The sequence below is a fragment of the Acidovorax cavernicola genome, assembly GCF_003581445.1.
In genome coordinates, this window is the sequence record NZ_QXMN01000017.1 from 23793 (window position 1) to 39351 (window position 15559).

The following is a 15559-nucleotide window of genomic DNA, read 5'->3' on the forward strand; positions in this document are numbered from 1 at the left end:
TGCCCGCCTAGCGGTCCTGCTGCAGGCGACGACGCTCGTCGCTGCTCAGGGCGGCCCAGTGCCTGGGGTCGATCTTGCGGCCCATGCCAACGACCTGGACGGGGTTCATCGGGTCATAGGCCGCCTGCGCCCCGGATGCCGGCCCCGAGCGGGTCTGCGGCGCACCGCCCCCGCCGCCTTGCGCGGGCTCGTTGCCGAAGCCCAGCACGCGCACCGTAAAGACCGAAGGCAACGCTTGCCGTGCAGCCGTGCGTTCGCGCTGCACCACGTCCTGCGCGGCCGCCGTCGCCTGCGCCGCCGCTGCGCTGGCGTTGGTGAGCGCACCGATGTTCACCGACGCGATCACCGGCAGGCCCTTGGTCTCGCCCTTGACCTGGATGTTGTCCGCGTTGAGCACCTGCAGCGCCGCGATGTTCAGGTTCCCGGCCACGCGCAGGCCCGCATCACCGGCGTTCACCGTACCGCCCGGCGCGACCAGGTCGACGTCGCCGTCGCCCACCGTGCCGATGCCGCTGCCGCTCATGTCCGACTTCTCGCGGATCACCGTCACGCCGTCCAGGTCGGTGGACACCTCGGGCGCCGAGGGCACGCGCAAGGTCTTGGAGCCGCGCCCGGCGTCGATGTCGCCGACGGTGGCCCAGATGATCTGGTCGCTGCCCTGCTTGGTCACTTCGGGCACGAAGGACAGGATGCGCGACTGGTTCACCGTGACGTCGTCCCTGGCGGCAATGCCGATATGTCCCGAGGCCAGCGTCACCAGGCCGTAGCCGGCCGGCACGGCGGCGCCCAGCGCCGCCACCTGCAGGCCCCCGCCGGGCGTGAGCACGTCGATGTCGCCGCCGGCCATGGTGCGCAGCATCAGCTTGTTGGCGGCCACGTCGCCCTTCCACGTGTCGCCCGGAAACAGCGTCTCGATGGCCGCGTAGCCGCGGTTGTAGCCGCCGTTGCGCGGCAGGCCGCCGGTGCCCGGTTCGTTCTGGTCACGCCCCGCTTCGCGCAGTTCGAGCAGGTAGACCTGCCGCAGGAACTGCTGCTGCGCGAGCGAAGGCAATTTCTGGAAGCGCGCCCAGGCATCGAGCGGCTCCAGCTTCTCGCCGGTCATGTCCGACATGTACGACACGAGGCCGCGGCGCACGGTCTTTTCCTGTCCGCCCGCGCGCGTTTCGACCTGGTCCACCAGGTAGATGGGCAGCACGCTGCCGTCCGCGCCCCGGGTCTTCAGGTGGTCGGGCATGGACGCGACCTTCGACGGATCGAGGTAGGCGGCCGTGAACGCCTCGTAGCCCACCGCGTGGTTCAACCCGGCCATTGCGGTGATGGTGGCACCGTGCTCCGGCAGGCCCTTGACCTGCGTCTCGGGCAGCGCGCGGTTGTTCCTGTCGTAGCGCTGGTTGCCCAGCGTCTGCACCTGCAGGTTGTCGGCGTACAGGTCGCGACCCGCGGCCAGCACCAGCGTGCCGGGGCCCTGAAGCTCGATGATGCCGGTCAGGCCCGCACTGAACTCGCTGTTCGGGTCCAGGCGCGCCACGCTCTTCATTGCCAGGATGTCGTTGCCCGCCTCCAGCAGCGTGACGTCCGACGCACGCAGGTTGCGGCCCGCCAGGCGAAGGCCGCGGATGTCGGTGCCCGCGCGCACCCAGGTCTGCTCGTTGGCCTTCACGTCGAGTCCGACGATGGAGCCCTGCGATGCATAGATGCGGCTGGGCTCGAGGTCGTTGGCCAGCGGGAGCACGTCGGGGTTGTGCACGCTGCGCAGGTAGGCGTCGTTGACCGGCGAGGCCAGGGCCGGGTTGATCAGGTTGTCGAGCAGGTCCTCCATGTTCATCTGGCTGAACGGCGAGCCCGCGCCGCCCGGCATGAAGCCCGAGGACATCATCGCGGGCGTGGCGTACGCCATGACGAGCGGTGCGTCGAAGCGGATGTCGTTCTTCGCCACCACCTTCACGTCGTTGGTGGTGCCCGGCAGCACGTACAGCGGCCCGTCAATGGCGATGCCGCCGTTCAGGGCGGCCGCCGAGAAGCGCGCCGGATAGCGGTTGCCGCCGAAGCCCACCAGCGTTTCCTGCTCGGCCCAGCGCAGCTGCAGGTCGCGGAAGATGTACTCGGCCCGGTTCACGAAGGTGATGTTGCCGCCGGTGGACACCAGCCGCAGCGCGCTGCGGTCGGTGTAGCCGCTCATGTAGGCGCCGTAGTTCAGTACCTGGCCGTCGTTGCGCAGGCCCTCGCCGTAGGTCACCAGCAGCGGGTCGACCACCGTCTGCAGGCGCAGGTCGCCGGCCGTGCGCAGGCTCAGCGTGGCATCGCCCAGCGCGAGCAGCGGCGCCACGGTGTAGCTCGTCTTCGTGAAGCCGCCGGCAGTGTCCTCGCGGGTCAGCGTCACCGTGTGGCCGACCGCCGTCTCGCCGGCGCGGATGTCGCCCGCGCCGCGCGCCACGTAGTACTGGCCGCCGCGGATCGCGCCGCCGGCCTGCACCGTCATGGCGCCGCCGTTGCGCATCTCCATGGTCATGGCTTCGCTGGCGGAGCGGCCGCCGCGCATGCGCATGTGGGTGGGCAAGGCGACCAGCAGGTTGCGCAGGTCGCCGCCGGCGTCCACGCTGACGTTGCCGCCGCCCAGCGCGCCCACGCCCTGCTGGAAGCGCCCGTAGTCGATCCACCAGCTCGATTGCTCGGGTGCGTGAATGACGGGGCCGTAGACGCCGTCCGGGCTCATGCCGTATTCGCCGTTGGTGTACTCGCCGAAGAAGCGCTCGGCATTGAGGTTGCCTTGCCGGTTGAGCCATTCGGTGAAGCGCTGGCCCGCCGGCGTGGCCTCGATGCTGCCTTGCGCGCCGATGGCGAGATTGCCGCCTTCCACGCCGTAGCTCGCGTGGGGGTTGGCGGTGGAGAAGTCGCTCCACGCCGTCGTGTCCTTGCGCCCGGCGGTGTAGATCACCGACTCCTTGTGCGCCAGGCGAAGGTCGCGGCCCGCGCGCACGTCCAGGTCGCCGGTGCCCGTGCGCACGAGCTTGCCGGCGCCGTTGTCCGGTATCGGGTCGCTGTCGGTGGGAACGGCGGTGTTGGCCGCGCCCACGGTGATCGAGCCCTTGCCCGCGGCCTGCGCCGCGAGCGGCCTGAGCGCCATCGCATCGGCCGAGGCCAGTTCACCGCCGGCCACCAGCCGCAGATTCCACGACGGGCCCGTCTGCAGCCGACCGCTGCGGTCGGCCGCGTCGAAGCCGTCGCTCAGATGGCCGTTGATGGCGAGGTTGCCGCCGGCGCGCAAGGTCAGCGTGCCTTCGCGCGCGCCGGAGAAATCGCGCCAGAGGTTCCAGTCGCCGTTCAGCGCGAGGTCGCCCGCGCTGCGGACCTCGATGCCGGGCATCACGGCCAGCCCGGTGCCCAGCCGTGTCGCCACCGCGGCCGATGCGGCGCGAAAACGCGCGGCATCCGCGATGGCGTCGGCCTTGACCGAATCGACCGTGGCCCCGTCGTAGTCCTTCACGTCGTAGACGCTCACGCCTTCGAGCACCGCCGAGCGCGCACCGGTGACGGCGACGTTCAACGCGGCGACCGCGAGGTCGTCGTGCGCGGCGTTCTGCTGCGCGCGCAGGCGCACCTTGCCGCCTTCGTTGCCTGTCACGTCGATCAGGCCGCCCATCAGGTTGAGCTGGCCGCCCGCCGCTTCCAGCGTGACGCGGCCGGTGCCCAGTTCGCCGGTGGCGCCGGCCATCAGCTGCGCGCCCTGGCGCATCGCCACACCGTTGCCGGCGGTGATGCGGATCGCGCCGCCGTAGCCCGAGCGCGCGTCCACCGTACCCGCGATGTCGATGCTGCCGCGGTCGGCGGTGAGGCCGAAGTCTTCCACCGTCGTGAGGCCGCCCAGCACCACGTCGCCCTGGCGGATGCGGAACTGGCGCGAGCGGTTGAAGCCCGCATCGTTCAGCCGCTGGCTGAAGCCCGCGAAGTCGGGCAGCGCCTCGATGTCGAGTGCGAAGCTGCCGGCCCTGCCGCCATGGCTTCCCGCCTGCGCCGCGATGGTTCCGTCCAGCACCACGGTGCCGCCCTGCGATGCCGCCAGGCTCAGCGTGCCGGCGTCGCCGCCCTTCGGATGCGCCGCGAGGTTGAGCCGGCTGCCGGCGTTGAGCCGCACGTCGCCGCCCACTGCCGACAGGCCGATGCGGCCCGCGTCCGCGTACTCGGCCACGTCGAAGAACTGCCTGGCGGAGCCGCCCACGTCGAGGGTGGCGCCCTCACTCACCACCAGGCTGCCGCCGGTCGCCGTCATGTCGATGCTGCCCCCTCGCGCGACCGCGCGGCCGCCGAAGGCAATGCTGCGGCCCGTGAGGCTCATGCGCAGGCCCAGGCTGTCCTGCGGGTCGAACGACGAGGTCCCGCCTTCTGCCGAAGCCACGACCTGCAGGGCACCGCCCGTGGCCATGGATTGCACCGCGCCGCCGCGGCCGGTGAGCAGCGGCGTGTGCAAGGCGAGCGGCGAGGCGCCCGTGTCGATGCCGCCCGCGCCCTCGCCGACGATCGCGTCGCGGCCCGACAGCGTCACCGCGCCGAAGCCCGAGAAGCGCTTCTGGCCCGCGCCCAGCACCAGCGTGGCCGCGTCCAGCGTGAAGCCGCCCGCGCCGGTGCCGGCCGGCACGCTGGAACCGCCGCCGCTGTTGACGAGCGCGATGCGCTCGCCCTTGATCGTCACGTCGCCCGCGCCGCGGCCGACGAATGCGGCGCCGTCGAAGGTCAGCGACTTCAGGCCGGCCGCGCCCAGGTCGAGCGAGCTGTAGAAATCGAAGTCGGTGTAGCTGCGCAGCGTCAGGCGCGTCGAATGGCCCAGCTGTGCGAGCGCGCCGCTGTCCAGCACCATGCCTTCGGTGCCGCCGCCGAAGCCGATGCGGCCGGCCGCCACCGACAAGTCTGTGCCGGCGATCTGCGCCGAGGCGGCCAGCTCCGTCGTGCGCGTGGCGTCGATCAGCAAGGCGGCGTCGCCGTTGACGACGGCGCCCGCACCGACAGCCACCAGCCCGCCGCGCGAGGTGTCCACGCCCTGGCGGATCACCTTGACGGCGTCGCCGGTGCTCACGCGCATCAGCGCGCCCCAGTCCCTGGCGGCCGAGACGAGCACGTCGTCCACCGCGTCCTTGGCGTCGATCACGCCGTCGTTGTTGTCGTCCAGGTTGCCGTCCGGGTCGGCGTAGACCGCCGCCGCCCGCGGCTTCATGACCAGGCTGCCGGCGCCGCGACTGCTGCGGCCCTTCGCGCTGACGCGGCTGCCGGCCTCGATGGCCACGTGGTCGCTCGCGGCCAGGATGATTTCGGGGCCGAACAATTCCGAACCCTCGTTGTTGCGCACCACGATGTCGGTCGCGGTCACGTCCAGTTCCAGGCCCAGCGCGTTGCCCTTGCGCTTGCCGCCTACGAGCAGGCTGCCCGCGCCGAAGTTCGACAGGCTCGCCGAATCGATGACAAGGTAGCCGTCGGCCTGCAGGCTGGCGCTGTCCTGCCCGCCGCCGACGATGGCGATCTTCTTGCCGGCGATGTCGACCAGCCCGCCGCGCCCGCCCGCATCGGGCGCCGAGCGCAGTGTGCCGTCCAGCACCAGCCGGCGGCCCGCGTCGAACACCACCGCGCCGCCGTCGCGCGGCAGGCGCGGCGTGACGACGTCCTGGCCCGTGAGACGGTACTGCGTGAGCTTGAAGGCCTCGGACGAGAAGAAGTCGTTGGCCGTGGCCTCGTGGTATTCGGAATAGCGCCGCACCGTGGCGCCCGACATCACACGCCACGCCGAAGCCTGCACGTCCTGGTTGCCGCCGTAGGTGTTGCCGGCCTTGCCCTGCATGACCAGGCTGCCGTCCGGCGCGCGGGTGGCGGGCGCAAGCGCGCCGCCCCATGCCTTGCCCGTGGCCTGCACCGCGAAGGCGCCGGGCAGCAGCGCATAGCGCGCGGGCAGCAACGTGTACCAGCCGGCCGCGAGACCGGGACCGCCGGCGAGCCAGACGCGCTGGCCCGCCGCGGCGCCGCCAGCGGGCGCCACGCCGGCCTGCCCAGGCAGGATCGCGTACATGCCCGGCATGTTCAGCACATCGTGCGAGCCGCCCGGGCCCGGCACGAATTCGGAGGCATGCAGGTCGCCGCCACCCGCGATGTCCACCACCGCACCGCGCGCCAGCGCCACGTCGGGCGACTTCATGGTGATGCGCTTTTCGGGCGGCGCGACCAGCGAGCCGCTGGACGGATTGACGGGGTCGACCCCTTTGGACGGGTCGTGCCAGTGCTCGTTGTTGGACAACGTGCCGAAGGGCACGGTCAGTCCGGCACCCGACACCGAGGTGAGGCTGCCCGCGCCCAGCGACAGGCGCTCGCCGGCGTTCAGCTCGATCTGCCCGAAGGGCGCGCGCAGCACGCCGTTCTGCGCTATCACCGGTGCTTCCAGGCGCAGGCTGCCGCCGGCCGACAGGGGTGCGCTGCCGGCATCGCCCAGGCGCTCGACGGTGATCGAATCGCCGGCGCGGATCACGCCGGTCATCGCCGTGGTCGGGTACACCTGACCGGCGTTCAGCACCAGCTGTCCGTCCACGTCCAGGTTGACCTGCAACCGGGTTTCTTCGTTGATCGGCGAAGGCAGCGCGCCGCCCATGCGGATCTCGCCGGCTTCGAGCACCGTGCGCCCAAAGCCGCCGATGCGCACGGCGCCGGCCTGGAACTGGGTCGGATCTTCCGAGGCCGAGATGTCGATCAGCGAGCCGGCCACGGTGAGTTGCCCCGCCCCTGCCGGGGATGCCGACGATGCCAATGGCGCGGGCGATGCGCCAGGCACGGCCGTCAGCACGATGCGCGGCGCGCGCAGCGACGACGACGAGCCCGCATGCCCGACGATCGCCCCCTGCAGCGAGATCGAGCGGCCCAGCGCCAGGTTCGCGTCGTCCAGGCGAATCGCGCCCTGGGTCGCGTTCACCAGTGAGAGGTCGGCAAAGCCGCCGTCCCTGAACGCCTGCGGACGCACCGTCAATGCAGAGGGCTGGCCGGGCTTTTGCAGCACGTCGCGCAGCAGGTCGCCCGAAAGGAGCGCATCGCGGAACATGTCCAGCGCCTGCGGCGTCAGGCCGAACTGCGCCGGATCGAGCGCGCCGGCCGCGCCGGGCAGGCCCAGCCGGTCGGACACCACCAGTTCCTTCACGTCCGCCAGATGCGCGAGCAGGGAAGACGGCAGGATCATCGGCCCGTCGATCTCGTAGCCGTAGCTGCGCAGGCCCGGCGCCCAGTCGAAGTCCAGGCCCTGCTTCCAGTCGCTGCACGCACCGTCCACCATGAAGCCGTAGCAGTCCGGGTCCGGCAGCACGCGCTGGAGCTGCTCCAGCGGCGAGCCGTTCGGGCCCGACGTCGCGGTCATGTTCAGGAGGATGCGCCCGCCGATGCCGTTGGGCCCGCCCGCCTTGCCCAGCATCGTGCTTTCGATCAGGCCCTTGCCCTTGATCTCGATCAGGCCGCCGTTGCTGTCCAGCGTGATCGCCTGCGCGGGCCTGGGCATGCGAGTGCCCGAGGGGCCGGCATCGGCGACGCCGTCGATCGTGCCGGTGGCGCCGGACACATCGATGAGCGCGTCCTTCTCGAGCCGCAGCTCGCCCGCCTGGATCGACACCGTGCCGCCGTCGCGCACCTCGCCCACGCGGCGCCCGCTGCTGTCGACGTGGATCCGCGGCACGCCGCGCGCCAGCAACTCGCCACCGGCTTCGAGCGCGGCTGTGGTGCCGCTCAACGCGATGCGGCCCGCCGGTGCGTCCAGACGCCCGGCGACCGTCAGCGCACCCTGTTCGCCGCCGGCGTTCAGCGACAGGCTGCCACCGGTGTCGGTGCGCACGCTGGCACCCCGCGCGACGCGGATCGGGCCGTTCTCGGTGCCGAGCGACAGCGTTGCGGGGGCTCGCGTCGCGCGCTCGTCGGGCCGCAGCACGCCCAAGGGGGCCGCATCGGCCAGGTTGCGGCCGCTCGGCAGGTCGCGCCAGGCGAAATTGTTCAGCACGAGGCTCGCGGCCTGCGGCGACACCGCCACGCCTTCGGGCACCACGATGCCGTGGCCTTCACCGCGCACCGAGACCGTGACCTTGCCGAAGCCGCGCTCCCCGAAGAGCGTGGCGGGCAGCACGACAGCCGTGGCGGCGGCATCGTCCGCCTGCGGGCTGGCCGCCATGCCGCCGACCTGCACCGTCGAAGCGGCCTGGATCGACAGGCTGCCCGCCGAGCCCGCGGCATGGGCGCGCAGGTTCAGCGCACCCAGATCCAGGTCGGGTGTCACACCGGTCAACGAGATGGCCCCCGCATCGCCCACGCGCAGCGTCGGCAGGCCCTGCTTGCCGGAGTCCACGCGACCGCCGCCCGACACATCGAACACGGCTTCCTTGTGGGCCGAGATCTTTCCGACATTGACGGTGATGGCGCCACCATCGATCGCCCAGGCGCCGCGCAGGGCGCCGTCGCGCCAGGTGTTGATCCACTGGCCGCTGGCGTCCAGTCGCCCATGCTCGCCGACTTCCAGCTTTCCGTTGGCCGACGAAAGCCCGATCTGCCCGCCCGGCGCGCGGATCTGCCCGTGGATGCGGATGTCGTTCGTCGAGCCTTCGGTGCCGGCCACCGAAAGCGACGCGCCCGGCGACAGGTTGAGCACGGCGCCGCTCGCGAGTTCGAAGTCGCCGTTGATGTGGTTCAGCACGATGGTGCCCATGCCCGAATTGCTGAGCATGTCGTCCGACAGGAAGGTGAGCTTGCGCGACTTCAGCTCGCCCGGCTTCAGCTGCAGGTAGAAGTCGTCGCCCAGCTTCGTCTTGGCATCGAAGTCCTGCGCGAGCCGCTTCGGGTCGTGGCTGACGACGATGGTGCCCGGCGACCACGGCCGGCCGTCCGGCGAGTTCTCGCCCAGCTCCAGCCGGCCGCCCTTGTTGCCGCCCGGCTTCTGCGACTGGCGCTCGCCCACCACCACGCCGCCCAGCATGTCGCCCTCGAGCACCATGGCGTCGCCCGCGTGGATCTGCACGCCGCCGGCCTTGCGCCCTTCGGTGTAACCGGCCTCCTTGTAGTCGGCGCCGATGAGCGGCGTGCGCCAGGTGGTCTTCACGCCCCAGCGCGCATGCTGGCGGGTGAACTCGCCCGCGATGCCGGTGTAGTCGGTATCGGACAGGGCCCGGTCCATGGTGTGCACGCGGCCGTCGGCGCCCATGAGCTTGGTCGCGGTGTTCATGCCGTCGGCATAGCGCACCGAGCCGCCGGACACGTCCAGCATCGATCCCGTGCGCGTGATCACCGCGCCGCCCGCGCGCAGCGCGATGCTGCCCGCGTTGGCCGAGAGCTCGCGCAGGTCGGTCTTGCCCACGCCCACCCAGCCGCTCACGTCGCCCAAAGGCGTGCCCACCCAGGCGCCGGGAATGTAGGTGGCGCCGTCGGGGCCGAGCACCCATTGCACGCCCGCCATCGGCCCGTCCTTGAACACGCCGCTCACGCGCCGGTCGACGATCACCTTCTTGCCGCGCACCCACGAGTCGAGCAGCATCGGCGAGTCGCGCAGCTCGTTGATGCGCAGCTCGGCCTCGATGAAGTTGCGCGACATGTCCACCTGCATGCCCTGCAGGCCGGCCACGCTCAGGAAGGCCTCGCTGTCCAGGTAGATGCGGCTCGCGTCCCGCAGGCTGCCGGGCTTGAAGTACGGGAACTGCGTGAACATCGGATTGACCGCCGATTCGACATGGACCGTTCCCGCCGGCACCAGCACGCCGGCCTTCGAGCGGATGTCGATCAGCTGCCCGTAGAGGCTCACGCGGCCCGGCTGGTAGCGCGTGGCGAGCGCGGCGGCCTCGATCTCGCTGGTGTCCGAGGCGTCGGGCAGTACCTGCGAGATGCTGCCTTCGCCCAGCGTGAGCGTGCCAGCCGACCAGTTGATCAGGTCGTTCACGCCGTCCGCGTACATGTGGGAGCCCAGGCCCCAGGCGCGCAGCAGGATCGAGCCGTTGCGGTTGTTCAGCGCGGTGGTTGCGCTCAGCACGCCCGACTGGCGCACGTCCTGCGCCTGCAGGGTGATGTTGCCGCGGTCGGCCTGCACGGTGCCGGTGTTGACCACCTCGTAGCCGATCGCCTTGGCGCGCGCGGCCATCTCGGGCATGACGACATCGCGCAGGCCGTTGACGAAGCTGGCGTCGGCATAGACCGGCGAGAGCTTGAGCGCCCCCCACACCTGCCCGCCGGTGAAGGCCCAGCCGGGCACTGCCGAAGCTGCCACGTCGAGGCCGCGGGGGGCGTTCGGGTCCTGTGCGGACGGCGTCTTCAGGTAGATGTTTTCACCGGCCGCCAGGATCACCTGGCCGTCGGGCGCCGAGATGCGTCCCGCGTTGCGCACCTTGGGCGCGAACAGCATGACCTTGCCGCCGCTGGTCGCCGCCAGCTGCGCCCCCGCGTCGACCCGCACTTCGCCGGGCGCCGCGCCGGGATCGAATCGGTCCACGTTGCCCATGCGGTCGGGCGCACCGCCGACGCCGGGCTTGAAGCCGTTGTCGCCATAGATCTCGGGCCGGGCCGAGGTGAATTCGCCGAACTGCGGAATCGGGAAATCGTTGCCCTGGTTGGCGAGCACCTGCGGGTTGTTGATGCCCAGCTTGAACTGTTTGTCCGACAGCGAAAGACTCGATGCCACCAGCGAGCGCGTGTCCACCTGGCTGGAGCCGGTGAAGACGATGCCGTTGCGGTTGATCAGGTACACCGATCCGTCGGCCTTGATCTGGCCCGCGATCTGGCTGGGCCGGCCGCTCGGGTCGTTGATGCGGTTCAGTGCGATCCATGCGTTGGTGCCGTCGGGCTTGGCCCCGCCCTTCTGGTCGAACTGCACCGTGGTGTGCTTGCCCACGTTGAAGCTCTCCCAGTTCAGGATCGCCTTCTCTGCGGTCTGCTCGATGCCGACGACGGTGCGGCCACCCGCCGCCGTCTGCACCGGCGCCCTGGCGTTGAGCCAGCCTGCGGTGAGGCTGTTCGTATCGACCTTCAGCCCGCCGTCGGCCAGGCCGTCGGGGATGTCCGAGCCACCGTTCGACGCAGCCTCGCGTGCGGCGGCCTGCGCCGCCTGCTGCGCGGCGATGGACCGGGCCGCCGTGTTGAGATTGCTCAAGGAGCGCTGCAGCTGTTCGCCGGCCTTGCGTTGCTCCAGCGGGTTGGTCAGCATCGATGCCGGCATGCCGTTGGGCAGGCGGCCCGTCGCCGCGGCCGTGTTCTGCACGGCGTTCTTGCTGGCGAACCAGGCGCCGCTGAAGGCCTGCTGGGCCTGGGCATCGAGCACCAGTGCGCCGTTGGCAGCCAGCGTCATGGCAATGGCGCGCGCGATCGGCGCCATGCGAAAGCGCCGTGCCTGCCGCCGGTTGCGCGCCTTCGTTGCGTGGATCGGTGTGAGGGGCCCGCGTGTGCTCATGAGTCGTTTCCGCCGGAAAGTTGAGTCGATGCACTACGACGAACGGGCACCCCACGACCCCGCAACTTATTTTTCAGGCCGCGCACCACGGCCGTTCGATTCAGCTGAGAACGGTCAACCCACCTGGCAATGAACGGGCGTCGAGATCGAAGGCATGCTGCAGCTGCACCAGCGCCAGGTCGAGCGATGTGATGTAGAAGCTCCCGGTGACCAGGCGGCTGCGCGCGGCCGTGTTCATCAGCACCACACGACCGCGTCGGTAACGGTTGATCTCCTCGAGCACGTCGGACAACCGGGCCTGCGTGAACACAAGCTCGCCCTTGCGCCAGGCCGACAGGTTGGCGGCGCCGACCAGCGCCACGCTGCTCACCGACGTGCCGTCGTACACCGTCTGCTGGCGCGCGCGCAGCTCACGCGCACCCGTGGGATGCTCCACGCGCACCGCGCCTTCGATGCAGGTCACGCACACCTTGGCGTCCAGGTAGCGGACCTCGAAACGGCCCGACTCGGCCAGGCTGCGGCCGGCCCCGGCCACGACGCCGAATGGCCGTGCGCCGCTGCCGGACGACAGATCGAACGCGGCCTCTCCCTCGAGCAGGTCAACGCCGGTCGTCCGGCCGTCCACCGTGCGGCGCCGGATACGGGTCTGCGTGTTCAGGGTGACCTGCACCCGCTCGGTGAGGCCCACCTCCAGCTGCTCACCGGTGGCAGTGCGGTAGTCGGCACCCCACCCCGCCGGTGTGGGCCACAAGCCCGCAGACGGATGGAACACCGCCACGCCCGCGACACCGGCCATGGCCGCCGCGCCCGCTGCCGCACCGAGGAAGGCGCGGCGCGCGAGCACCGATCGGGGCCGGTGGCGCGCATGAAACGCCGCCGCATCGGCATTGGTGCGAAGCACGCCGGCAGAGGCCTGACCGAGCACGGCCCATTGCGCCCTGGCCTCCTTGAAGACCGCCGCGTGCGCCGGGCCGCGCGCCAGCCAGTGCTTGAAGCGCTGGGCGTCCTGCGGCTTGACGGCACCCGAATGAAACAGCCGCAGCCACTCCCAGGCCTCCTGCCGCGTCGTGTCGGCCGCGAGGGCGGGATCGTCGACCGGCGCCGTCAGGGGGTCGTGCATCACGGCCGCGGCCCTTCTTCTGGGCCTCGGCCCACTGCGAGCGCCAGGGTGATTCGATTCTTCACTCCGTATGACGAACGGGCCGCGCCGATCCCGCAACTATTTTTTGTCATGGGCCATCCGGGCACTCAGGTAGTCGTGCGCATGCTTGAGTTCGTATTCGACGGTGCGCAGGGAAATGTCCAGGCGGCGGGCCACTTCGGGCTGCGTCAGTCCCTCCAGGTGCACGAGCACGACGACCTCGCGCCGCCGCGCCGGCATGCGATCTAGCAACTTGATCACGGCGTCCAGCTGCGAACGCGCCTCGGCGATCCGCGCGGGTCCCGGCGCCGTGTCGGCCAGTTCCATCAGCGCATCGATTTCTTCGAAAGGCAGGTTGCGGCTCTGGCGACGCTGGATGTCCAGCGCAATGTTGAACGCCATCCGCACGAGATAGCCGCCGGGCCGCTGGATCGGCCCTGCTTCGCTTCCGCCCTGCTGGTCGTTCACGCGCAGCCAGGTGTCGTGCAGCGCGTCCTCGGCCAGGTCTGCATTGCGCAATGCGCGACCCAGCTGGCGCTTGAGGGCGTCGTAGTGCCTGGACAGGTAGTCCATGAGCACGGGTCGGACGTCTTCGGCCATGGACAGGTCAGGACGGCGAGCGGCCGGCCGCCTCGCGACAGCGCGTTCCGCCACGCGCATCGGTGGGCAGGATGAGCAGCGTCAAAGGCTGCGGCAGGTCCGGCGGCGGCGCATGCGCGAGCCGCACGCCCCGCAGAACCTCCAGCATCTCGGCGTCGCGGGCCGCGTCGCCGGTCAAGCCGAGCAGGCGCGGCCGGCGAAGCTGGCCCACCTCGTCCACCTCGAAGCGCAGCAAGGACCGGTACGTTCCCGGCCGCGTGCGCACATTGCCGCACAACGCTTCCCAGACCCGCGCCTGCAGCAGGCTGGGGTAGCCCGCCAGGCTTCCAAGGCTGGCCGCGCGCGGGGCCTCCGCCCGGGCCTGCGCCGGCCTCAGCGCAAACGTGACGGCCGAACCCGTGCGGATCTTTTCGGCCACCAGGCCCGTGCCCTCCAGCAAGAGATCAAGCGCAGTGTCGGGGGCGTAAAGCCCGCGCACCGCAGAGGACGTCAGCTCCGCCAGGATTTCGCTGCGAAAGAGTGCAGGCTGCCGCGTGACGGCGGCATAGCGCTTGAGAGCATCGGCCAAGGGAAGCGATGGAATGTCGAAATCCAGTGCTGCATCACCCGTGCGGGGCACAGCACCGGCCGGAGCCTCGCCCTCGCGCGGCGGCGATGCAGGTCCGTCGCTCGCCCAGGCCGTGCCGGCCGCCCAGGACAGCGCGAGCGCGCAAAGTGCGACACTGCGGCCCGTCGAGCCCGCGAACCCAAGGTGCACGTCGCTCACCCCCGAGGCACAACGATGCCGCGCGCGTCGTCACGTCCGCCGTGATGATGCGAAGGCCGTGACAGGAGGAAAATTGGAGTCGGCAAGGAGTGCGCGCCAATCTGGAAACTCGCATGCTGTCACCGGCGTATGACGGTCTCGTTGCAACGTCAGAATTTCGTACGCCTTGGTGCGTCGCCGCCGTCACGCGGCGTGTGGCTCGCGTCCCGTGTGCCACAAATCACCCCATCGACATGATTGGCAGGGCACTCAACGTGACAGCGTTCGTCCTTGAGGTCCGTTCCCCGGTTTTGAGTTGGCTACCGGTGGACTCCGTCGGATATCACTGGACTGTCAGCAGGCGATTTCCCAAAGAAAAAGGGCGTTCACTGGACTTCAGTGAACGCCCTTGGACGTTGTTTGGGCTGGGGTCTACTGAATGATGTCCTGAAACCCTCATGAATATTGGAAGGACTAGCTTCACTTTCTGATTTGTTCCCCGTTTTGTTCCCCGGTCTTCATCTGGCAATAGCCTACTGCCCATGTAGGGGCGCTTGCCCGCCCTTGGCACCCAAGCGCTCCGCGATCGCCTCTGCGAAGGCCTCGGTTAGCGAGCGCCGTCGATATTGTTGCAAAATGTTTGACTCACCTATATTCGACGTTTCGGAGGGAAATCAATGGCGAGACGGCGCAAGTCCAGCATGGCCGAGGACCTCATGGATATGGTGGCCTTGCTGCCCTGGTGGGCGGGCGTGGCATTGGCGCTCACCAGCTACTGGGTACTGCATGCCATTGCCACGCGCCCCCTGCCCGCAGCTCAGTCCGCCCAGCAGATCGGGCAGTTGGCCACGACTGCCATCTGGCAGGGTCTGGCCACTGGAGGTCAGTATCTGCTGCCAGTGATCTGTCTTTTCGGTGCCGCCATGTCGGCGGTGCGGCGGCAACAGCGGCGCGCCTTGTTCGACAGGACATCCGCAAGCAGCAGTGCCGATGCGTTGCAGGGCATGTCCTGGCAACAGTTCGAACTGCTAGTCGGTGAAGGATTTCGACGACGCGGATATGCGGTCAAGGAGGTTGGTGGTGGCGGAGCCGATGGGGGTGTGGACCTTGTGCTCACCAAGGCCGGCGAGAAGTCCTTCGTTCAATGCAAGCAATGGAAGGCCTTCAAGGTCAGCGTCTCGACGGTGCGGGAGCTCTATGGCGTGATGGCCGCGCACGGCGCAGCGGGCGGCTTCGTCGTGACATCCGGGCGCTTCACGCAGGAGGCCACCGCGTTCGCCAACGGCCGCAACATCCGGCTCATCGATGGGCCGGCACTCATGCAGCTCCTGCGCGAAGCGCGCGGCAAGACTGAGGCAAGCTCATCACATTCCGATGCGCCCTTGCCGCATGTGATGGCAGCCACCGCAAGGTCCAACGAATCGGCGGGCATCACTCAAACGACGGCGCCAGCTGTGTCAGCCCATCCCCATTGCCCGAAGTGTGACAAACCGATGGTGCGACGGGTGGCGAAACGCGGCGCCGCGGCCGGCAAGGCCTTCTGGGGATGCTCGGATTTTTCTGCTGGATGCCGAGGCACGCGCGAGATTCAGGGCATCTGATGCCGACGGACTCTTAAGCCGCCGGTCGAGTGCTCCAATCGACGATG

5 protein-coding genes are annotated in these 15559 nt (G+C 70.0%); 1 reads left to right on the forward strand and 4 read right to left on the reverse strand.

All coding sequences use genetic code 11. From position 1 onward, the window contains the following. Positions 1-7 precede the first annotated feature (7 nt). The 4 genes from D3H34_RS15120 to D3H34_RS15135 all read right to left on the reverse strand — a co-directional run bounded on the left by D3H34_RS15120 (position 8) and on the right by D3H34_RS15135 (position 13932). The gene (locus D3H34_RS15120; RefSeq protein WP_119554329.1) at positions 8-11425 is read right to left on the reverse strand and encodes a filamentous hemagglutinin family protein; all 11418 of its coding nucleotides are present in this window, start codon (positions 11423-11425) and stop codon (positions 8-10) included. Positions 11426-11525: 100 nt separating this feature from the next. Continuing rightward, positions 11526-12545: a FecR family protein gene (locus D3H34_RS15125; RefSeq protein ID WP_119554330.1), complete on the reverse strand. Its 1020-nt coding sequence runs from the start codon at positions 12543-12545 to the stop codon at positions 11526-11528. 99 nt (positions 12546-12644) lie between these two features. Further along, a complete protein-coding gene (locus D3H34_RS15130; protein ID WP_119554331.1) occupies positions 12645-13166 on the reverse strand; it encodes an RNA polymerase sigma factor in 522 nt (173 codons plus the stop codon). 7 nt (positions 13167-13173) lie between these two features. Next, positions 13174-13932, reverse strand: coding sequence for an STN domain-containing protein (locus D3H34_RS15135; protein WP_119554332.1), 759 nt, complete (start codon positions 13930-13932; stop codon positions 13174-13176). A gap of 656 nt (positions 13933-14588) precedes the next feature. Between D3H34_RS15135 and D3H34_RS15140 the strand changes: the two genes are divergently transcribed. Then, positions 14589-15512 carry a restriction endonuclease gene (locus D3H34_RS15140; RefSeq protein ID WP_119554333.1) on the forward strand — a complete coding sequence of 308 codons (924 nt, stop codon included), beginning with the start codon at positions 14589-14591 and terminating at the stop codon, positions 15510-15512. Positions 15513-15559 lie beyond the last annotated feature (47 nt).